Here is a 21,473-nt window from a genome sequence, read left to right as displayed (position 1 = left end):
TTTGAAACTGGACAAATATTGAAAAACTAACTAAAACATGGCGCTAGTCATATTCAAGGCCAAACAATCGTCGACAGCTCACCATTATGCTTGCAACCCAGTCATTTTTCAGCTAAACAAGCATCCCTTTGGCGTGAGATCGTGACAATCGCTCATGGTCGATCAGTAGTCACATATGTAAGGGGCAGTCCCATGCCAGTAGCAGAAAAGAAACCGGAAGCGTCCAAGTCCTTCACTCCGTATGAGCCAGCGCCGGGTGAAGAGTATATGAACGAGCAGCAGCTAGCGCACTTCCGTCAGCTGCTGCTGGATTGGAAACAGGATCTCATGGAAGAGGTGGATCGTACCGTACGCCACCTGCAGGAAGATGCGAACAACTACGCCGACCCCGCCGACCGTGCTACCCAGGAAGAGGGCTTTAGCCTGGAACTGCGTACCCGGGATCGCGAGCGTAAGCTGCTCAAGAAAATTAACGAGACGCTAGATAACATCGATGATGATGATTATGGCTTCTGCGAAGCCTGCGGCGTTGAAATCGGCATTCGTCGTTTAGAAGCTCGCCCCACCGCCACCCTTTGTGTGGATTGCAAAACCCTGGCGGAACTCAAAGAGAAACAGCTAGGCGGCTGAGCACTAAAAGACCGTGCTACTCGAACGCGGGCACCTTAGGGTGCCCGTTTTTGTGAATGGCTTTTTGTGAATAGCTTTTTGTAAATAACCAGCCCCTCTCAACAATGACGCTACCATGATTGATTTTGCTCGCTACCGGGGGCGCTTTGCCCCTACGCCCTCTGGCCCGCTGCACTTTGGCTCTTTGGTCGCCGCCTTAGGCAGCTATTTAGATGCCCGCGCGGCCGATGGGCAGTGGCTGGTGCGCATTGAAGATATCGACCCACCGCGCTGCCCTGAAGGTGCGGCGAGCACTATTCTTCGCCAGCTGGAAACCTTCGGGCTGGAGTGGGACGAAGCGGTAATGTGGCAGCACACTCGCGGCGATGCTTACCAACAGGCGCTTGACCAGCTTGTCCAACTCGGCCTGGCCTATCCCTGCAGCTGTTCGCGCAAGCAGTGGCAGGCGTTTGATATCTACCCCGGCTGGTGCCGCGATGGCGTTTGCGATGCGAATAAACCGGTGGCCTGGCGGCTGCGCAGCGACCGTGGCGAACGCCCTATCCGCTGGCAAGACCGGCTGTTCGGCGAGCAGCAGTTTGACCCGGCTGAACTAGGCGATGTGGTATTAAAGCGCAAAGATGACCTATGGGCGTATCAGCTCGCCGTGGTAGTGGATGACGCCGAGCAGCAGATTACCGATGTGGTACGCGGGCTCGATTTGCTCGATAACACCCCTTGGCAGCGCCAATTGCAAAGCGCACTTCAGCTACCGCAGCCGCGTTACCTGCATCTGCCACTCATTGTGACCGCTGAAGGGCAAAAGCTCTCCAAGCAAAACCTGGCCCCGGCCCTGGCAGAAGACGGGCAGAAAGTGCGCCAGCAGCTCTTTCAGGCGCTGGAAGCGCTTGATCAAGCGCCGCCACAAGAACTGGCCTCAGAGCACCCCGCGACTCAGCTACACTGGGCGGTAGCGAACTGGTCGTTGGCACAGTTAAGCCCAACGGCACACCGCTTAAATCCCCCCTCACCTCCAGTAGGAGATTGATATGTATGTCTATCGCATCATGCTGTTTTTGGTGTTTGGCGGCTACCTGCTCTCTCCGCTGCTGATGAATGGCTGGAGCGACCCTGAGGCCGCCTGGTACCGGCCGTTTGCGATTTGGGGTGGGTTGATTGCGTTAACCCTCTGGCTGGAGCAGAAGAGAAAGCTTGATGAACGTTGAGATGCACGTTGAGATAGTCGGCGTCCTACTGCTTGGGCTGGGTTACCTGGCACTGCTGTTTGGCTGCGGTTTTGCGGTAGAGCGCGGCTGGGTGCCGGTGCGTATTACCCGCCACCCGATTGTTTACACCCTTGCCCTGGGTGTTTATGCCAGCGCCTGGGCGATTTACGGCAGCGTGGAAATGGCTGCCCACGCGGGGTTTGGCTTCCTCGCCTACTACCTGGGCGCAGCGGGCGCCTTCTTGCTCGCCCCTGTGCTACTGGTGCCCATCCAGCGCATCACCCGCACCTATCAACTAACGTCATTGGCGGATCTGTTTGCCTTTCGCTTTCGCTCTCGTTGGGCGGGTACGCTGGTCACCATCGTCAGTCTACTGGCGGTGCTGCCACTGCTCGGCATTCAAGTCCAAACCCTGGGCGAAGCCATCAATATCATCACCGCCAGCCAAGCGGGAGGTAGCGTTGCGCTACTTTTTTGCGCCGTAATTGCCGCCTTTGCGGTTATTTTCGGTGCCCGCCACAGCCAGTCTCACGGCCGCCACGACACTCTGCTTAGCGCCATTGCGTTTGAATCCATTGTTAAACTGCTGGCCATGCTGGGGCTCGGCGTGGTGGCGCTATGGATGGTGTTTGACGGCCCAGGCGACCTGCAGCTGTGGCTGGAGGGCCCTGGCGCTCTCCTCCAACAACAGACACCCAAACTTGACCCGGCCCAGTGGCGAACTCTCCTGCTGCTGTTTTTTGCGGCGGCGTTTATGATGCCGCATCTGTTTCATATCAGTTTTTCAGAAAGTCTATCCCGGCATACCCTGCTACAAGCGAGCTGGGCGCTGCCGCTTTTCCTGCTATTAATGGCGCTACCCGTACCGTTGATTTGGTGGGCCGCGCAATCGGTCAATCCCGACATACCCATCGCCGCCTATGCCGCCTACCTAATGACCGAACACTGGTGGGTAGGGGCGCTGGCGTTTATCGGCGGGCTAGCCGCCGCCAGCGGCACCATGATTATGATTGCGCTGGCGCTTTCCGGCATGGTGCTTAATCATATTGTACTGGTAGCGAGGCCCCCGGAAGCGCGCAGTGATCTCTACGGCTGGCTGCTGTGGCTGCGCCGTGGGCTAGTGGTCGCTGTGATTATCAGCGGCTGGGTGTTTTACCAGTGGGTAGGTCGCCATCATGGGCTTATCGGTTTGGGATTAGCCGCGTTTGTCGGCATGGCCCAGTGCCTGCCTGGCATGCTGGCGCTGCTCTACTGGCCGGGCGCTAACCGTAAAGGCATGATTATTGGCCTCATCGCAGGCGTCGGCGTATGGCTATGGGGGCTATGGCTGCCGCTCATGTTCTCGCTACCCGTACCGACGCTGCCCTTTACCCCGCTTACCGACACTGGTGCGCCGGTTTGGTACAACGTCACGCTGCTCTCGTTAGCGGTCAATATCCTGCTGTTGATTGTGATATCGCTGTTTACGCGTATTTCTGAAGGTGAGCAGTCCGCCGCGGAAGCGTGCTCCGTCGATGCCGTTATCCGCTCCAAGCGCTTTCCACTGGAAGCCGCCACAGCGAGCGATTTTTCGACTCACTTAGCCCACGCCCTCGGCGATGAGGCGGCTAGCCGTGAAGTGAATCGGGCATTGCAAGCACTCAACTTAACGCCCCAGGAGCGCCGTCCCTACGCGCTACGTCGCTTGCGTGACCGTATTCAGGCCAATCTCTCGGGCCTAATGGGCCCATCGGTGGCACGGGATATTGTTGATCGCTATCTACCCTACCGCCACGACGACACCCCTGAAACCGACGATATTCACTTTGTTGAAAGTCGCCTGGAAGCCTACCGTTCGCGGTTAACGGGGCTAGCCCGGGAACTCGACGGCTTGCGCCGCCACCACCGCCAAACCCTGGCCTATCTGCCTGTGGGGCTGTGCGTGCTAGGCGATGACGATGAACTACTAATGTGGAATCAGGCGCTCTCTCAACTCTCGGGTATTAGCGGTGAAAGCGTGATCGGTTCACGCCGCGACAGCCTACCTGCCCCCTGGCCCGGCCTACTCGGTGGCGTGCTGGAAACCACGTCAACACCGCTCTACAAACAGGCGGTCACGCTGCACGGTAAAGACTATTTTTTGACCCTGCACAAAGCGATTCTCAGCGGTAGTGACAGCCGTGGCGGCAGCGTTATTCTGATTGAAGACCATACCGAAATGAAGTGGTTAGAAGATGAGTTGGTGCATGCAGCACGCCTTGCCTCCATCGGCCAGTTAGCCGCTGGGGTCGCCCACGAAATTGGCAACCCGATTACCGGCATCTCGTCGCTGGCGCAAAACCTCCGCTACGACACCAACGATCCCGCCCTGCTGGAGACCGCCGACCAAATCCAGCAGCTAACCCAGCGGGTCACCAAAATCGTTAACTCACTGGTTGGTTTTGCCCATGGGGGACGCCAATCGGTACCGCTCCCTGCCTCACCTGTGGCACTTGCATCCATTAGCGAAGATGCACTGCACTTGATCCACCTCGCCCGCTCGGGAGAGGATGTTACCTTAACCAATGAAACGCCTGACGACGTGGTGGTGCGCGGCGATGCCCAGCGATTAACGCAAGTGATGGTCAACCTGCTGAGCAATGCCCGGGATGCCTGCGGCAAGGGGGGAGAAGTTCACATGACTGCAGGACGCCACGAGCAGCTTGCCTGGTGGCGGATAACCGATAACGGTCAGGGCATCGACCCACGAGTGCGCGAGCACCTATTCGAGCCCTTTACCACCACCAAACCCGCCGGCGAGGGCACCGGTCTGGGCCTTTCATTGGCCTACCAGATTATCAATGAGCACCAGGGTAAAATAGACGTGGCTTCGCCACCCCCCGGACAGCCTCGCGGCACGGCCATTACGTTATGGCTGCCGCTTTACCAACAGGATGATCAGCCAACCCATGCCCAGGATTCTGATTGTTGAAGATGAAGCGATTATTCGCAGCGCGCTAAAGCGCCTTCTGGAACGCCACGACTATACGGTCAGCGAAGCAGGCAGCGCTGAGGAGGCCAGCCAGCTTGAGCTCGCAGGGTTCGACCTCATCATCAGCGACCTGCGTCTGCCGGGCGAACCGGGCACCTCGCTGATCACCGCCGCAGCCCCCGTGCCGGTATTGATCATGACCAGCTACGCCAGCATGCGCTCTGCGGTGGAAGCGCTCAAACAGGGGGCCGTGGACTACGTTGCCAAGCCCTTTGACCACGCGGAGCTATTGGAGACCGTTGAGCGGATCCTGCACAAGCAGTCGATGCAGCAGAGTCCGCCCCCGGATATCACCGATGCAGGCGGCAGCCGGCAAACCATGATCGGCAACTGCGTTGCCATGCAGCAGGTCTACACCCGCATTAGTAAAACCGCCCCGGCCGATGTCACCGTATTGATTCTTGGCGAGTCAGGTACCGGCAAGGAGCTGGTGGCACGCGCCATTCACCAGCAGAGCAAGCGCGCCAAGGCACCGTTGATCTGCGTCAACTGTGCGGCGATTCCTGAAACGCTGATCGAATCAGAGCTGTTTGGCCATGAGAAAGGCGCTTTTACCGGCGCCAGCGCTGCGCGCACCGGGTTAGTCGAAGCCGCTGATGGCGGTACGCTATTTTTGGATGAGATTGGTGAACTACCGCTGGATGCCCAGGCGCGTCTGCTGCGCGTTCTTCAAGAGGGTGAAATCCGTAAAATTGGCTCGGTGGAAACCCGCCACGTCAATGTCCGCCTGATTGCAGCCACCCATCGTGACCTGCGAGCACTGTCAAAAACCGGCGAGTTCCGCCTTGATCTTTACTACCGACTGAACGTGATGCAGATCGAGCTGCCGCCGCTGCGCGAGCGCGAGGATGACGTGCTTGAGATCGCCGACATTCTGCTCGACAAGGCGTGTAAGCGCCACGAACGCACGGGCCTGCGTTTGTCCCGCGCAGCCCGCCAGGATCTGCGCGACTACCCTTGGCCGGGTAACGTTCGCGAGCTGGAGAATGCCCTTGAGCGCGGAGTGATTCTTGCCGAGGGGCATCTGATCCATCCGGATGACCTGGGTCTAGCGCCGACCACCCCACGCCCCCATCCGTCCTCTGGCTCGTCCAGCACACCTGCTGCCAGTGGTGGCGGTGATAAAAGTGCTGAAGAGAATGAAGATGATCTCTCTTTAGAAGATTATTTTCAGCACTTTGTCCTCGAACACCAAGACCAAATGAGTGAAACCGAATTGGCACAAAAACTGGGCATTAGCCGTAAAAACCTTTGGGAACGACGCCAGCGGCTTGGCATACCGCGCAAAAAAACCGCCCGGCGCCCAGGTTAAGCACCTGGGCATTCCCATTCCCTCCTGTCTCCACACCACCCCTACGACCATCGTCCAATATACTGATTTAAATAAGAAATATTCTGCCTTTCGCTACCCTGACACTGTTACCTTCCCACACAACGCCGCGCACAAACGGGCGCGAAAGGGGTAACACTTCTCGCGCCGTAAAGTTCCGCAGCGACTTAAAAAACTCCAACCTTCTGAAATTTATAATTTATTAAATAGGTGGCACAGGGTCTGCAGTATTACTGGGTAAGAAAAACAAACTGGGCATAGCGCCAGGTCACCAACAAAAACAACATGACCTCGCCACAACCTGAGCCACAACAAAAACAACAGGGTCAGGTAGAGATAACGGTACTAACAAGAACAACAGGCTTGAATCTCATTACTTGCTTGCGCAGGCAACACAGGCGCAGCGAACAACAACAAAAGTTAGCAAGTGGCCCGAAAGGACGCGACGTACAATGTGACTTGGCATCCTAACAACAACAATAGCTGTCAGTGTGTACACCCCGGCGCCAATAATAATACCCTGGGGGGAGAAAAGTTCGCGGTTGGATTATTGTTTTGAATACGAGGCGGTCGGAACCATCGTGATCCTTACGCCTACCGACTGCGGTGCGTATTCAGGGCGATGTGCCATCATGAAGAAAAATAGCAGCACGGACGCTGATTAATTGCTTGATAGGGGAGGCTCTTTTAGCCTCCCCTTTCCGTGTTTGGAGCCTGGGTTTAAAACCTGTGTTAGCCCCCGCCAGCGTCAAGTGCTTTGCAAGCCGCTACTTTGCAAGCCGCTCTTTGCAAGCCATGAAGGGTCGGCTACACTCAGCCACTCGTGGTTTATGTTCAGTACTCGTTTGAAGTGTTTTCTAACGACTATTTTTACGACCATTTTTTCGTACCTGCGAGTTGAAATCGTCGCATGTTTAAAGGATTTACCCGTTTCCTACACAGCCCGGGGGAGCAATTGAAAACCTTGCTTGATCCCCAAGAGAGCACCACCAGCGCCCTCACTCCGCGCAACATCCCTCGGTCAGAGCACCCTGTTTCTCGCCAGCATATTAGCGATGCCGCGTTAAAAGTGCTTTATCGCCTTAGCGGCGCGGGTTTCGACGCCTATTTGGTGGGCGGCTGCATTCGTGATGCGCTGCTGGGCAAGATGCCCAAAGATTTTGATGTCGCCACCAACGCCACGCCAGAGCAGGTTCGCGATCTATTTCGTAACTCGCGCCTGATCGGCCGCCGTTTTCGGATTGTCCATGTTCGCTTTGGCCGCGAGGTCATTGAGGTCACCACCTTCCGTGGCAAACCCCAAGACGAGCATGGCGACCACATTGCCCATCAGTCCGATGAAGGGTTACTGCTACGCGACAATGTATGGGGCAATATCGAAGAAGACGCGCTGCGCCGCGACTTTACCGTTAATGCGCTCTACTACAATATCGCCGACTTCAGCATCACCGATTTTGCCAATGGTGCCGAGGACATTAAGACCCGCACCCTGCGCCTGATTGGCGACCCGGCGACACGCTACCGCGAAGACCCGGTACGGATGCTGCGGGCGGTGCGTTTTGCGGCTAAGCTGGATTTCACGCTAGACCCCGCCACTGAAGCGCCGATGTACGATCAGGCGCCGCTGCTGCTGCAGATTCCCCCAGCGCGGCTATTCGATGAAGTGCTCAAGCTGTTTATGTCGGGCCACGGCTTGGTTACCTTCCGGCTGCTCAGCCACTACGGCCTGTTCGGTATGCTGTTCCCCGAGGCCGAAGAAGCCATGGCCGATGCCGCCTGGGCCGAAGAGCTGATTGAGCAGGCGCTGACCAATACCGATAAACGTATCGCCGAAGAGCGCCCCGTCACCCCCGCGTTTCTGCTGGCTGCGTTTTTATGGGCACCGGTCAAACATCGTCAGGAAGCGTTGGAGCAAGAAGGCATGCCGCCTATTCCCGCGCTTCAAGCAGCCGCCCAACAGGTGGTATCTCGTCAGTTAGAGTTCACATCGATTCCCAAGCGCTTTGGCATCCCGATGCGGGAAATTTGGGAATTACAGCAGCGCCTACCCCAGCGGCGCGGTAAAAAAGCCTTTCAAACCCGCGAACATTCGCGTTTCAGAGCTGGCTATGACCTGCTGCTGCTGCGCGAACAGGCGGGCGAGATACCGAGTGGTTTAGGCGAATGGTGGACGGCGTTTCAGCGCGGCGATGAGCACGAACAGCGTCGCCTGCTGCAAAAAGTTGGCGGCGACCCCGCCAGCCAGGGCGATCGTCGTCGCAAACGGCGCCGTAAGCCGAGCGCGCCAGAGTAGTGGGTGCTCCTCCCCAGCTCGCCTATATTGGCTTGGGTAGCAATCTAGAGTCACCTATCGTGCAGGTTCGCGAGGCCCTCAACGAGCTGGCAATGCTACCGCTAAGTCGATTAGTGGCAGCATCATCGCTTTACGCCAGCCACCCGGTGGGGCCGCAGGATCAGCCGGACTTTATCAACGCGGTGGCCGCGCTGGAGACACGGCTCTCCCCGCTGGCGCTACTCGACCAGCTTCAGGCGTTAGAGCAGCAGCATCGCCGCCGCCGCCAGCGCCACTGGGGGCCCCGCACGCTCGATCTTGACCTGCTGCTCTACGCTGATGACCATATCAACTCCCCGCGTTTACGAGTACCGCACCCGCAAATGACTGCCCGGGCCTTTGTACTGCTCCCCCTCGCAGAGATCGCCCCCTCTCTAGACCTTCTCCAACAGCCGCTATCCACCTGGCTTGAAGGTGTTGAGTCACAAGACTTGCTCAGGGTTTAGTGCGCTTATCCCATCTGACACTTAGAGCTTGAGGTTACTGCTTTCAGTACCTAGCCAGCGTTTCAAACTCATGACTGTAGAAGTGCAACTAAAGTGCGAAAAGGCACGTTTTCAGCCCTATGTTTAGGCTTATAGAACCTTTGCCCTTAGGTTCATCGCAGGCTAAGCTTACTTAAAGTAGCTGTGATTAATTTAGCGGGCTCTAGCTTGCTTAAACACCTCATGCTCACTAACTCATTAGCTACTTGATTTCCAGAACAAATTAATTCATGAGGCATCAAGAAATGAGTATATCAGGCATTAGCAGCCAACTGTCATACGCGGTAACTGGAAACGTCAACTCATTCAAGGAGATGGCACCCCACGCAAGAAAAATGACGGAATCTGAGATGGCGGAGATGAAGAATCTTCCTTCTATACATGAACACGCTGCTCAACAAACTGGGCGTCCCGACAATTCGCCAGAGAATTTATTTGCTGAAATAACGGTTCACGGCAAGGTGGTAGCCAAAGTATGGGATACCGGATTGGCGCAAACGCCCAGAGACCTACAGCTAAATATGGATGGCGGGGGTTTGTCATTTGCTCAGGAACGTGCCGAGGAAATAGCAAAAAAGCTAGGTGGTGAGATAAATTACGCCACAAAGGCAAGTTCTGACACTACGCAGCCAAACTCTTATAGCTTTTCGGATTCACTAGCTCGCATTCTTAACAGCTACCGTTGAGAGATAAAAATCTTCACCCACAGATAACCGTGCATCACCTCTACTATGCTGGCATCGCTGGCAGAGTTTACACTCTCTAGCTCGTGGCCAGCATTCGCTGTCATTTGACGACAGACTAAAATACCCTCCCCAGACACCGAGTGTGCGGCTAACGCTACCATTTGACACAAATCTCGACACCGACACCCCATTCAGGTAACAATTGCCGGTTACGCCACTTCGCGTATGCAGGGATGCAGCATCAATAATGGTCGGCTGCCTATGTCGCAGCGACCTCACGTAAAACATGAGAGCACGCCATGAAAACAGTCACCCTAAGCACGCTGCAGGCCTATAAGCAGGCTGGCGAGACGTTCAGTTGCCTAACCGCTTACGACGCCTCCTTTGCCCATGCGGCAAGCCAAGCAGGCATTGATGTCCTGCTCGTCGGTGATTCTCTGGGCATGGTGCTACAGGGCCATAACAGCACTCTGCCCGTCACCATTGAAGACATCGTTTACCACACCCGCTGCGCGGCGCGTGGTAAAGGCCATAGCCTGTTGATGGTGGATCTACCCTTTATGAGCAACGCCACCACCGAGCGCCTGCTGGAAGATGCCGGTGCCGTGATGCGCGCGGGGGCGGAGCTGGTCAAACTGGAAGGCGAAGCGTGGATGGCAGATGGCATTCGTGAACTCACCCGCCGCGGCGTACCGGTATGTGCCCACCTGGGCTTAACCCCACAAACCGTGCATCAGCTAGGTGGCTATAAAGTGCAGGGGCGCGACGCTGCTCACGCTGAGCGCATCATTAATGACGCAAAAGTGCTTGTCGAGGCGGGCGCCTCGGTGATTCTGCTTGAGTGCGTCCCTGCCAGCCTGGGCAAAGCGGTCACCGAAGCGCTGAATGTACCGGTGATTGGCATTGGCGCAGGGCCGGATACCGATGGCCAGATTCTGGTGATGCACGATGTGCTGGGCGTCACCCACGGACGCACACCGCGCTTTGTGAAAAACTTTATGGTTGAGGCGGACAGTATTCAAACTGCGTTTCAGCGCTACCATGAAGCGGTCAAAACACGCACTTTCCCAGCCCAAGAGCACTGCTTTTAAAGATGACGGTTAAGACATCTAGTCTATCGACCACCTTTTGTCACTAATACGAAACGACTATGCGCACTTTGCGAGACATTGATCAGCTACGCAGCACGCTGCGAGATTACCGCCAACGCGGCCAACGTATTGCCTTGGTACCCACCATGGGCAACCTACATGCCGGGCACCTAGCGCTGGTCGCCTGCGCGCGCCAGCACGCCGATATCGTGGTCGCAAGCCTGTTTGTCAATCCGATGCAGTTTGGCCCAGGCGAAGATTTAGACGGTTACCCGCGTACCTTTGATGCCGATCAAGCACAGCTTATCGAGGCCGGCTGCAACGTGCTGTTCGCCCCGACGGTGAGCTCGCTCTACCCCAACGGCTTGGACGCCCAGACCCGCGTGCATGTGCCCGTGGTGGGTGAGGGTCTGTGTGGCGGCTCACGACCCGGCCATTTTGACGGTGTCTCCACCGTGGTTAGCATGCTGTTTAATTTGGTGCAGCCCGACGTCGCCTGCTTTGGGGAGAAGGATTACCAACAGCTGGCGGTGATTCGTAAGCTGGTGTGCGACCTGCACATGCCGATCGAGATTATCGGCGTGCCCATCGTGCGCGCAGAAGATGGCCTGGCACTGTCATCACGCAATGGCTATTTAAGTAGCGAGGAGCGTGCAATCGCCCCTGCGCTTTACCGCACGCTGTGTACGCTTCGCGATGCGCTAGAGCGCGGAGAACCTATCGAAAAGGTACTACACCAGGGCAACACCGCGCTGTATGATGCGGGCTTTACGCTGGACTATTTGGAACTGCGCGATGTCACGCTAGGCCCCATTAACCTAGCGACCCGCCATGCGGTACTGCTGGCCGCCGCCAAGCTGGGCCCGGCGCGATTAATCGACAACCTCACTGTTCAACTCCCGGCCAGCGCTGCCACTACTGGCAGAGAATAAACAAACAACGGGTAAAAATAGGAACTCACATGCATACTATTATGCTCAAAGCCAAGCTGCACATGGCTCGCGTCACTCACGCGGTGCTTAACTACGAAGGCTCCTGCGCCATCGACGGCGACCTGCTGGATATGGCGGGTATTCGTGAAAATGAGCAGATCCAGATTTACAACGTCGAGAATGGCGAACGCTTTACCACTTACGCCATTCGCGGTGAGGAAGGCTCCAAGCTCATTTCGATCAACGGCGCTGCGGCCCACCTCGCCGCCCCTGGCCACCGGATCATTATCTGCAGCTATGCCCACTACTCCGAAGCCGAACTGGAAAACCACCAGCCTGCTCTGGTGTATCTCCAGGAAGGCAACCACGTCAGCCACACCAGCAATATTATCCCGGTACAGTTGGCCTGATCACAACTGGCCTAATCTTAGCGCCTCTAATGCTTTCTTCTGACGGGCCACATGTTGGCCCGTTTTTATTTGCCCATAAAGGTTTATTGCCGCAACGCACCACCTTCCCCTATGCTGAAGAGACGGCTGACAGAGTACGAATAAAAGAGTACGGCTGACAGAGCACGCCTATCGGGCATCTGGTATCAGACTGTCTGTTAATTACTCCAGGAGTCATCTTATGCAAGAAGTAGTCATTGTTGCGGCACGCCGCACCGCTGTGGGCGCTTTCGGCGGCTCCCTCGCAGGTATTCCAGCGAGCGACCTAGGCGCTTTGGTGATCAAGGATATCCTTGCCTCAACCGGCGTTTCTCCCGATCAGGTTGACGAAGTACTGCTGGGCCAGGTGCTCACCGCGGGCGTTGGTCAAAACCCAGCGCGCCAAGCGGCTATCAAAGGCGGCCTACCGGACTCGGTACCGGCCATGACCATCAACAAAGTGTGTGGCTCAGGCCTTAAGGCACTGCATCTCGCTACGCAGGCCATTCGCTGCGGCGATGCCGAGCTGATTCTGGCCGGCGGCCAGGAGAATATGTCCGCCTCGCCCCACGTACTGCCCAACTCCCGCAACGGTCAGCGCATGGGCGATTGGAAGGCAATTGATTCCATGGTACACGACGGCCTGTGGGATGCGTTCAACAACTACCATATGGGTATTACCGCCGAGAATTTAGCCGAGAAGTACGGTATCACCCGCGAAGCGATGGATGAGTTCGCCGCAGCGTCACAGCAGAAAGCCGCTGCCGCCATCAAAGAAGGTAAGTTCAAAGGCCAGATCGTGCCGGTGGAAATTCCCCAGCGCAAAGGCGACCCGGTGGTGTTTGATACCGACGAGAACCCACGGGAAGTTACCGCGGAGAAGCTTGGCGGCATGCGCCCTGCGTTTAAGAAAGACGGCACCGTTACCGCCGGTAACGCCTCGGCGCTCAACGACGGCGCGGCGGTGGTTATGCTCTGCTCCGCCGAAAAAGCTAAGCGGTTGGGGCTAGAGCCACTGGCACGCATAGCGGCTTACTCCAACGCAGGCGTTGACCCTGCCATTATGGGTATCGGCCCCGCACCGGCCACTCGCCGCTGCCTGGAAAAAGCCGGCTGGAGCCTGGACGACCTGGACTTGGTCGAAGCCAACGAAGCGTTTGCCGCCCAGGCGCTATCTGTCAACAAAGAGCTCGGCTGGGATACGTCTAAAGTGAACGTCAACGGCGGCGCGATCGCTCTAGGCCACCCCATCGGTGCCTCCGGCTGCCGCGTACTGGTCACGCTGCTCCACGAAATGATCGCCCGCGACGCCAAGAAAGGCCTCGCGACGCTGTGTATCGGCGGCGGTCAGGGCGTAGCCTTGGCTATCGAGCGGCCTTAAAAACCTACCCTTCGCTCGCTTAGCTAAGAACTAATATAAGCCCTTGTCAATTGACGAGGGCTTTTTCCGTTCGGGATGCACAAACCTCTTTATCTTGTTCTACTAACATCATCATTACCGAGCTAAATGGCACTAGTCGCCATTGGCCTCTGACGCGACAAGAGAAAATCGTTGTTGAGTCACCCATCTCCCCTCAGTATTCACGATCAACGCAAAACTGTTGCAGTAACACTGAATCGCTCTCTGTTTCGCCATCAACAAACGCTCCTCATCTTCTATTCGTTCGAGTGCCTCTGGCTCACTCTCTCTGGCGACGGTGAGGTGAGGTATGCTGCCCGTATGGAGACCACCGTAGGGTGGGTAGTCTGGGAAGGCATCGACGAATGCTTTAATCAGCGAGATAAAAGGAGCGCTAGGGCTTGGCTGAAGATACACCGTGTCCGTGAATCGTCCCACACCCGATAGCCAAAACTCAAAAGCCGTGGTTTGTTTAGCAATCGCTTTAAGCTTGCGAAGATCTTTCTCGACAATCTCGTTAGGTGATACAAAAGGATAAAGTAGCGTTATGTGCGCGGGCACGCCTATAGCCGCTGTGGCATCATAGCGCTGACGAAGCTCGCCAACCACGGGTTCGGCTTCGCGAACAGGAACGATCAAGGCCGCTTGCGGTGCCACTCGGGTCATGTGCACATCGTCCAGTTAGGCCAGCCCGCAGGGCTGTTAGCGTGAATACCCCGCTCGCAGGCAGCAAGCGCCGCGGTGGCGCCAACGGCAAACGAGGAGGGGAAAACGGGATCATGGCCGGTCAACGTGATCTTGTCCAAAGCCTCCGCCGGCAAACCACCCAGTGACCAGAGCGCAGTCAGTGCATCGCGTGCTGTCATCGTATGAAAACTCATGCTAATGCCTCCAACAACGCCCACCCCTGAGGCCACTCCCCCAACTGACTTGCGGCGTTGATATGCCCGCAGGCGCCCACGTCAACAAAGTCGGCTTGCCATGTCGCAGCCTGCTGCCGGGCATAGTCCGTCGTCGCATAGGGGTCGTCACTGCTGGCTACAACCAGCGCTGGAAATGGCAGAGGCCGAGCAGGAGCGTTGCGGAAATCGCTCGCTTCGGGTGGGAAAGCCTTTGCGCCAGGGTCAGGTACTGCCACCAGCAACGCGCCGCTTACCTGCGCCAATCGATGAGCTCTTTCATCGCTGCTATTGGCCTCCTGTACCCAGTGCGCCACCAGCAGGCACGCAAGACTGTGAGCAACGAGCAACACCGGTGCCTCAGCTTCATCAATGGCGGTATCCAATGCCTGCAGCCAATCGTTGAGATTCGGCTCATCCCAGGAGCCAGGCTGAAAACGGAGGCTATTAGGCCGCTTTAGCCCCCATAGTGACTGCCAGTGGTCGGCATCAGAATTGCCGAGACCGGGCAGAAATAGCAGCTGGGTCGCTGGCTTGTTAGTTGTCATTGCAGGTCTCCTTACGCGGTCGATAGCGCAGCTCGCCAGGAAAAGTCGTGGGCGGATTACCGGTGCGCAGCCACTCCATGGCAAGTGGCCAGAGCACGTCGCGAAAGCGCTTATGGAAAAAAGCGAAATGACCGATGCTTGGCTGGCCCACCGCAGTTGGCGCTAGCCGCAGGTGATAGCGTTCGCTACTACTGTAATACTCTAGAAGGCGATCAAGCGCGGGACGAGTGCCGAAAGGGTCATCATCGATGCCCAGCGCCAAAATCGGTGCCTGCACACGCGTGAAGCCCCGCACCAGCATCTCAGCTTCGGGCTCACCCTCAGGTGTTTCACGTTTACGCCGCACGTTGTGCTCAAAGCGCGGCCCCATTCGCGCCCAATCCAGTGCTACGCCTTTGGGTGTATCTTCCATCCACCCCAGACGCTTGGCGGGTACGTAGCCGACCAAAAGTGCCAAAAGTGGCATCGCTAGATGCCAACGCAAGAACATAGATCGCCGAGCCTCGGGAGCGTAGTCCCGCCAGTAGGCATACTGTGCGCCCATGGTGAAGATGCGACGCACGCGATGGGCGGACTGGGCAAAGCCAATCACGAAACCGCCCGCAGAGTGACCCACCACATCGACAGGCTGACCAGGAAAACGTCTGGCGACGTAGCGTAGAACGCCTTCAAAATCATGCTGCCCCCAGTCGATCCAGTCGGCCTTGAGTTTGCGCAGCGAATGGTGGCGCGAATCGCCGATTCCCCGGTAGTCGTAGGTCACTACGTCCCACCCTTGCTGATACAAATAATCAGCAAAGGGCATGTAATAGCGGCAGCGCACCGAGGTGGCGGTGTTAATGATCACCACGGGGCCAGGGTGAGACGACGAAACACAAGGTCGGCGCCATACCCACCCGCGCAGCGCATAACTATCCGCCGCGCTGATATAGACGGGCTCAGGCATCAATGTTCTGTCGCCTTGCAGCTATACCGTTCTTAGCCCCAGTGACCGTAGCATGAAAGTCCGCAATCAGTTGCTGGGTGACAGGGCCCACGGGCCATTCGGTCTTCGCCTTATCTTCCACCAATGCCACAACCGGCTGAAGCTCGACCGAGGTGCCGGCAGTCAACACTTCGGTTGCAGCACGCAGTTCCTCGAGTGTAACCGCTCGCTCCTCTACCGGCAGACCTCTCTGACGTGCCAAACCCAACACATGGCGCTTGGTGATGCCATCAAGAAAACAGGTCGGCAGTGGGGTTACCAGTACGCCATCACTGACCAAAAGCAGATTAGTGGCTGTCGTTTCAGCGACTAAGCCGTCGCTATCGAGCAGTAACGCATCATCACAGCCTACTGCCAAGGCCGCATGGCGGGCTAGCGTGCCGATCATATACAGTCCAGAACACTTAGAGGCAGTAGGCGCCGTATTAGGGGGCGGGCGTCGCCAGTTGGCCAGTTGCAGCCGAATACCTACCTCTGCCCGCCCCTGGGACGCCGCCGTAGGCCAATCCCAAGCGGCAATCGCCACATGGACACGTGCTTGAGGCGCCGCGATAGACACACTATCCGCGCCACGCCAGGCGATAGGGCGGATATACGCATCGGTTAGCTGATTGGCCCATAGCACCGCGTCAATCGCTTGGCTGAGCTCGCGGTGCGACCAGGGCAGCCGATAGTCCAGTAGTGCGGCGGAACGCTCTAAACGCTCCAAATGCACGTCACCCAGAAAAACACGCCGCCCGTAGGCACGCATGCCTTCGAATACCGCTCCCCCCATGTGTAACGCATGGCTAAGCACGTGCAGGCGCGCCTCACGCCAAGGAAGCAGCTCACCATCGAGCCAGATCAACCCATCTCGGTCATCAAGAGCGTTTAGCATGGCACCCACCCAGTAGCAGATTATCGATATCGTCAGTCTGTCCTCTGTATGTTTTAAAAACGAGTGAGTAAATCTCAAACTGGGCTGAGTTTTGCTCAGCGATTTTTACAGCGTGGTCAGCGCGGCTTCTTGTATGATCTGTTTATCAACCTTCGAGGGTGGGGGTAGCGATTATGCGGATTCCTGTGCCATTAAATGCTCTACGCGCTTTTGAGGCGACGGCGCGGCATCTTTCAATCAAGGAAGCGGCCATGGAGCTTTCGGTCACTCCTTCGGCCGTCAGTCACCAACTGCGCATACTGGAGGAGTTGTTTGGCGTCGTGCTTCTGCGCCGAGCAGGAACGCGTCTTGAGCTTACCGACGCGGGACACAAGCTAACACCTTACCTGCAACAAGGCTTTACGCAGATTGCCAAGGGGGTTGACTCACTTCGCCAAAAACGCCGTGACGGGCCGCTACGTCTCAACATGTTGCCTACTTTTGCAACCAACTGGCTGTCGCCACGGTTAAGCCTGTATCCCTTCGAGCGGCGTGGATTCTCGCTTGAGATATCCACTACGCAGGATGAGGTAGACCTTGCCGCGGGGGTGGCCGATGTGGGCATCTGGTACGGCAACGGGCATTGGCCGGAATTACAGGCCGATCTCCTCTTTGAAGCAACCATCGACCTTTATGCCCGTCCAGGCTTTGCTACCGGCTCCCATCGCGATCGCCTTGACCGTGTCAGCCAGGCCAATCTGTTTGTCTCCCGCCACTGCCTGACATGGCAACGCTGGATGGAGAGCCTTCCCGGCGGCCCCTTCAAACCCGCCGTGGTCACGCAGGTGGATTCCGGCGGATTAACCCTGCAGGCCGCCGCCGATGGGGTGGGTGTATCGATAGTGGTCTGCGAGCTGGCCGATAGCGCCGTGCGATTGGGGCGGCTAACGTCGGTATTCGAACATCCAGTCAACGCAGACGTTGGTTTCTGGTTAGTCTACCCAGATGCACTGCGCGAGGATCGCCGTTTGGATAATTTGCGTAGTTGGCTGCGCGAACAGCCAACATAGCCAGATACTTGCGCATTATTTATCGCTTACTTAACGACGCTTCTCCCCCACAATGCGTGACGGTGTTCGCCAGACCAACAGCGCCCCCAACAGAAATAACCCCGATGCGGCCCACATGGCAATGGGCAGGCTAGTGCCATCGACGATACGCCCGCCTAGCATGGCGCCCAGGCCAATGGACATATTGAAGGTAAACGCCATCAACGCCGTGGCGGCTTCGGTATTGGGTGCAGTGCGTATAATCCAGGTTTGAATGCTGACTGATACGCTGCCAAACACCGCGCCCCACATCATGAGCAACATGACACCGCTGCTCGGCTGAACACCCAGCAGCGGGAACACGGCGACGACGATAAGCAACAGGCTGGGAATCGCCAGCACAGCGCGGTAGGGGTGGCGCCCAGCAAACATGCCTGCCGCAATATTGCCCACAATGCCTGCCGCCCCGTAAAGCAGCAGCAGGCTGCTCACATGGCGTTGGGAAATACCGCTGATCTCTTGCAGGATGGGGCTAATAAAGGTGTAGGCGGCAAAGTGGCCAACCACTACAAAGGCGGTGGTTAACACCGCGACTCGCACACCGCGATTGCTAAACTGCTGCGCCAATACCCGCAAACGCACAGGTTCTCGCGGTGGTAGCGGCGGTAGCCAAAACCACAGCGCAGCTGCCGTTAACAGGCTTAGCCCTCCCAGCGCCCCAAAGGCGACCCGCCAGTTGCTTAGATCCCCCAGCAGCGTGCCCAGTGGCACACCCAGCACCGAGGCCGCCGCGACACCACCAAAAATCATCGTCATCGCTTTTGGCACCTGAGCCTCTGGCACTAGGCGTGGGGCAATGCTGCCCGCCACCGCCCAAAAGCCACCAATACTAAGCCCCACAAGCACGCGGGCGGCAAGCAACAGGATAAAGCTGCTGGCCAATGCCGATAGCACACTCCCGGCCACCATTACGGCCATCAATGCCGTGAGCATAATGCGCCTGTCCAAGCGCCCCACCGCTACCGGCAGCAGCGGGGCTGAAAAGGCAGCGACCACGCCGGGCACGGTGACCATTAAGCCCGCCATGCCGGGGGTAACGCCCATGCTAGATGCCACCTGGGAAAGCAACCCAATCGGCAGCTGCTCTGCGGTCACCAGTAAAAAAATGCCGATCATCACGGCCACCACCGCCCACCAGCGCGGCGTTTGTTCCAGCTCCATCTGCAGCTCCTTGATTTTCTCTAAATCCCGGCTAACAAATCTATATCTGATACAAAGCCGATACCCCGCAAAAACAACGCCCCCGTAGCCAGAGGCTACGAGGGCGTTCTCAGAAACCTAGCTAGCGATTTAAATCGCCGCTTCAGTTTCCGCTGCTTCCGCGGTAAAAGCGGCTTTCTCTTCTTCGCTGATCTCTTTCATCGACAGCTTCACGCGGTTGCGGTTGTCGATATCCAGCACCTTAACGACCACGTCATCGCCTTCGTTCAAGAAGTCGCGCACGTTGTTAACCCGCTCGGCAACGATTTGCGAGATGTGAACCAGGCCATCGGTGCCGGGCATGATGTTAACGAACGCACCGAAGTCAGCAATACGCACGACCTTGCCGTGATACAGCTTGCCGATTTCCGCTTCAGCGGTAATCGCCAGTACGGTGTCGATGGCGCGCTTGGCGGCGGCTTTATCTTCCGCGTAAATACGCACGGTGCCATCGTCGTCGAGATCAATAGAGGCGCCGGTGTCTTCGCAGATTTTGCGAATGGTTGCGCCACCTTTACCGATAACGTCACGGATCTTGTCCGGATCGATTTTGATCGTTGCCATGGACGGCGCGTTGTCGGAGACATCGCTACGGCTCTGGCTGATCACGACATTCATTTGCTCGAGAATACTCAGTCGCGCGGTCAGTGCTTGCTGCAGCGCGAGCTCCATAATCTCTTCGTTGATGCCTTCGATCTTGATGTCCATCTGCAGGGCGGTGACGCCCTCTTCGGAACCGGCAACTTTAAAGTCCATATCGCCAAGGTGATCTTCGTCACCCAGAATATCGGTCAATACCGCAAAACCGTCCGGGTCTTTTACCAAGCCCATGGCAATACCGGCGACCGGTGCTTTTAACGGCACGCCTGCGTCCATCAGGGCCAGCGAAGAGCCACATACAGAGGCCATGGAGCTGGAGCCGTTAGACTCGGTAATTTCAGACACCACACGAATGGTGTAGGGGAAGACATCTTCTGACGGCAGCATTGCCTGCACACCACGACGCGCTAAGCGGCCATGGCCGATTTCGCGACGCTTCGGGCCACCCATAAAGCCAGCTTCACCCACCGAGTAGGGAGGGAAGTTGTAGTGCAGCATAAAGCGGTCTTTACGCTCACCTTCCAGTGATTCGATTAGCTGTGAATCACGCAGCGTGCCCAGTGTTGCTACGGCAATCGCCTGGGTCTCACCACGCGTAAAGATGGCAGAACCATGAGCTTTCGGCAGCACACCGACTTCAATCGCCAGCGGGCGAACGGTTTGATTGTCACGACCGTCAATACGCGGCTCACCTTTTACCACCCGTGAACGCACAACGCGTTTTTCCAGGCTAGCAAAGGCACCTTTGACGTCATCTTTACTGAACTTGTCGTTAACCGGTTCGCCTTCATCGGCTGCCAGTTGTTCAATCGCCTGGTCTTTCAACTCAGCCAATGCATCCTGGCGCTGCATTTTGTCGGTGATGCGGTAAGCATCGCCCACTTTAGCTTCAAACGCATCGGCCATGGCGGCTTTGAGCGCCTGGTTCTCTTCGGCGGCCTGCCACTCCCAGCGCGGCTTGCCCGCTTCAGCAACCAGTTCGTTAATGGCACTGATCGCGACCTGCATTTCCTGGTGACCGAACAGAACGGCTCCCAGCATTTCGTCTTCGAGCAGCTCTTTGGCTTCAGACTCAACCATCAGCACGGCTTTTTCAGTACCGGCGACGACCATGTCGAGCTCAGAGGTGGCCAGTTCTTCAACCGTTGGGTTGAGGAAGTAGCCTTTCTCTTCGTTAAAACCAACGCGGGCTGCGCCAATCGGGCCACTAAACGGCACGCCAGAGATACTCAGCGCTGCGGAAGTACCCAGCAGTGCGGCAATATCCGGATCGTGGTTACGGTCGGTGGAGAGAACGGTACAGACGACCTGCACTTCGTTCATAAAGCCTTTGGGGAACAGCGGACGGATTGGGCGATCAATCAGACGCGAGGTCAGCGTCTCTTTTTCAGTGGGACGACCTTCGCGCTTGAAGAAGCCGCCAGGAATCTTGCCCACTGCGTAGGTTTTCTCTTGGTAGTGTACCGAGAGAGGGAAAAAGGGTTGGCTCGGGTTTGCCTCTTTGCGAGCGACAACGGTACACAGCACGACGGTGTCATCCATGGTAACCATGACAGCGCCGGTAGCTTGGCGAGCAATACGCCCGGTTTCGAGCGTGACGGTGCTACGACCGTACTGGAACGTTTTCTTTACCGGATTCACAGCGACTTCCTTCAGCATTATCAATATCTACTTGTCTATTCGTTTAGGTCGTTTTGACTCGTTACCATTCTAGGCGCTGGAGCGCGATAGGGCTACCAGTTCCCTAC

Annotated in this window: 20 protein-coding genes; 13 read left to right on the top strand and 7 right to left on the bottom strand. The window is 56.9% G+C overall.

Annotated features, from left to right (window positions below; all coding sequences use genetic code 11):
• Positions 1 to 192: 192 nt before the first annotated feature.
• From dksA to HALTITAN_RS18010, 12 genes are all read left to right on the top strand, one after another.
• The gene (gene dksA / locus HALTITAN_RS18065; protein ID WP_007111809.1) at positions 193 to 630 is read left to right on the top strand and encodes an RNA polymerase-binding protein DksA; all 438 of its coding nucleotides are present in this window, start codon (positions 193 to 195) and stop codon (positions 628 to 630) included.
• Between the two features lie 115 nt (positions 631 to 745).
• Complete coding sequence (gene gluQRS / locus HALTITAN_RS18060) at positions 746 to 1,657, top strand: tRNA glutamyl-Q(34) synthetase GluQRS (protein ID WP_009287939.1); 912 nt, start codon at positions 746 to 748, stop codon at positions 1,655 to 1,657.
• A 1-nt stretch (position 1,658) separates the two neighbouring features.
• Entirely contained in the window at positions 1,659 to 1,835 is a 177-nt protein-coding gene (locus tag HALTITAN_RS25770) for a hypothetical protein (protein WP_007111811.1), read from the top strand.
• A gap of 1 nt (position 1,836) precedes the next feature.
• On the top strand, positions 1,837 to 4,785 hold the full coding sequence (locus HALTITAN_RS18050) for an ATP-binding protein (RefSeq protein ID WP_039860059.1): 2,949 nt from the start codon (positions 1,837 to 1,839) through the stop codon (positions 4,783 to 4,785).
• The gene (locus tag HALTITAN_RS18045) at positions 4,763 to 6,157 is read left to right on the top strand and encodes a sigma-54-dependent transcriptional regulator (protein WP_027958260.1); all 1,395 of its coding nucleotides are present in this window, start codon (positions 4,763 to 4,765) and stop codon (positions 6,155 to 6,157) included. The genes HALTITAN_RS18050 and HALTITAN_RS18045 overlap by 23 nt, the downstream gene beginning before the upstream one ends.
• Before the next feature lie 928 nt (positions 6,158 to 7,085).
• Positions 7,086 to 8,468: a polynucleotide adenylyltransferase PcnB gene (pcnB, locus tag HALTITAN_RS18040; RefSeq protein WP_009287938.1), complete on the top strand. Its 1,383-nt coding sequence runs from the start codon at positions 7,086 to 7,088 to the stop codon at positions 8,466 to 8,468.
• A complete protein-coding gene (gene folK, locus HALTITAN_RS18035; RefSeq protein WP_009287937.1) occupies positions 8,468 to 8,953 on the top strand; it encodes a 2-amino-4-hydroxy-6-hydroxymethyldihydropteridine diphosphokinase in 486 nt (161 codons plus the stop codon). Before pcnB ends, folK begins: the two co-directional genes overlap by 1 nt.
• A gap of 284 nt (positions 8,954 to 9,237) precedes the next feature.
• Positions 9,238 to 9,678: a hypothetical protein gene (locus HALTITAN_RS18030; RefSeq protein ID WP_039860017.1), complete on the top strand. Its 441-nt coding sequence runs from the start codon at positions 9,238 to 9,240 to the stop codon at positions 9,676 to 9,678.
• Between the two features lie 299 nt (positions 9,679 to 9,977).
• Complete coding sequence (gene panB, locus HALTITAN_RS18025) at positions 9,978 to 10,769, top strand: 3-methyl-2-oxobutanoate hydroxymethyltransferase (RefSeq protein WP_009287936.1); 792 nt, start codon at positions 9,978 to 9,980, stop codon at positions 10,767 to 10,769.
• A gap of 59 nt (positions 10,770 to 10,828) precedes the next feature.
• Positions 10,829 to 11,701 (top strand): pantoate--beta-alanine ligase, encoded by an 873-nt coding sequence (gene panC / locus HALTITAN_RS18020; RefSeq protein WP_009287935.1) that lies wholly within the window; start codon positions 10,829 to 10,831, stop codon positions 11,699 to 11,701.
• A 29-nt stretch (positions 11,702 to 11,730) separates the two neighbouring features.
• The gene (panD, locus tag HALTITAN_RS18015) at positions 11,731 to 12,111 is read left to right on the top strand and encodes an aspartate 1-decarboxylase (protein WP_007111819.1); all 381 of its coding nucleotides are present in this window, start codon (positions 11,731 to 11,733) and stop codon (positions 12,109 to 12,111) included.
• 220 nt (positions 12,112 to 12,331) lie between these two features.
• Entirely contained in the window at positions 12,332 to 13,510 is a 1,179-nt protein-coding gene (locus HALTITAN_RS18010; RefSeq protein WP_009287934.1) for an acetyl-CoA C-acetyltransferase, read from the top strand.
• Positions 13,511 to 13,642: 132 nt separating this feature from the next.
• Here HALTITAN_RS18010 and HALTITAN_RS18005 read toward each other — a convergent pair whose 3' ends face one another.
• The 5 genes from HALTITAN_RS18005 to HALTITAN_RS17985 are packed head-to-tail and all read right to left on the bottom strand — an operon-like array spanning position 13,643 to position 16,837.
• Positions 13,643 to 14,194 carry a 2'-5' RNA ligase family protein gene (locus HALTITAN_RS18005; protein WP_051052129.1) on the bottom strand — a complete coding sequence of 184 codons (552 nt, stop codon included), beginning with the start codon at positions 14,192 to 14,194 and terminating at the stop codon, positions 13,643 to 13,645.
• A complete protein-coding gene (locus HALTITAN_RS18000) occupies positions 14,191 to 14,409 on the bottom strand; it encodes a hypothetical protein (protein ID WP_039860014.1) in 219 nt (72 codons plus the stop codon). Before HALTITAN_RS18000 ends, HALTITAN_RS18005 begins: the two co-directional genes overlap by 4 nt.
• Positions 14,406 to 14,975 carry an RBBP9/YdeN family alpha/beta hydrolase gene (locus HALTITAN_RS17995; RefSeq protein WP_027958253.1) on the bottom strand — a complete coding sequence of 190 codons (570 nt, stop codon included), beginning with the start codon at positions 14,973 to 14,975 and terminating at the stop codon, positions 14,406 to 14,408. The genes HALTITAN_RS18000 and HALTITAN_RS17995 overlap by 4 nt, the downstream gene beginning before the upstream one ends.
• Positions 14,965 to 15,921 carry an alpha/beta hydrolase family protein gene (locus HALTITAN_RS17990; RefSeq protein WP_039860012.1) on the bottom strand — a complete coding sequence of 319 codons (957 nt, stop codon included), beginning with the start codon at positions 15,919 to 15,921 and terminating at the stop codon, positions 14,965 to 14,967. The genes HALTITAN_RS17995 and HALTITAN_RS17990 overlap by 11 nt, the downstream gene beginning before the upstream one ends.
• A complete protein-coding gene (locus HALTITAN_RS17985) occupies positions 15,914 to 16,837 on the bottom strand; it encodes an aminotransferase class IV (protein ID WP_039860010.1) in 924 nt (307 codons plus the stop codon). The genes HALTITAN_RS17990 and HALTITAN_RS17985 overlap by 8 nt, the downstream gene beginning before the upstream one ends.
• 173 nt (positions 16,838 to 17,010) lie before the next feature.
• Here HALTITAN_RS17985 and HALTITAN_RS17980 point away from each other — a divergent pair, with 173 nt between their 5' ends.
• Positions 17,011 to 17,886, top strand: coding sequence for a LysR substrate-binding domain-containing protein (locus tag HALTITAN_RS17980; protein WP_083868838.1), 876 nt, complete (start codon positions 17,011 to 17,013; stop codon positions 17,884 to 17,886).
• 30 nt (positions 17,887 to 17,916) lie between these two features.
• Here the strand turns inward: HALTITAN_RS17980 and HALTITAN_RS17975 are convergent, their stop codons facing one another.
• Together HALTITAN_RS17975 and pnp are read right to left on the bottom strand one after the other, a co-directional pair.
• A complete protein-coding gene (locus HALTITAN_RS17975) occupies positions 17,917 to 19,086 on the bottom strand; it encodes an MFS transporter (RefSeq protein ID WP_009287930.1) in 1,170 nt (389 codons plus the stop codon).
• Between the two features lie 129 nt (positions 19,087 to 19,215).
• Complete coding sequence (gene pnp / locus HALTITAN_RS17970; protein WP_022520704.1) at positions 19,216 to 21,384, bottom strand: polyribonucleotide nucleotidyltransferase; 2,169 nt, start codon at positions 21,382 to 21,384, stop codon at positions 19,216 to 19,218.
• Between the last annotated feature and the right edge of the window lie 89 nt (positions 21,385 to 21,473).

The organism is Vreelandella titanicae BH1 (assembly GCF_000336575.1).
In the GTDB taxonomy this organism is placed as follows: domain Bacteria; phylum Pseudomonadota; class Gammaproteobacteria; order Pseudomonadales; family Halomonadaceae; genus Vreelandella; species Vreelandella titanicae.
This window is presented reverse-complemented; position numbering and strand designations above follow the sequence as displayed.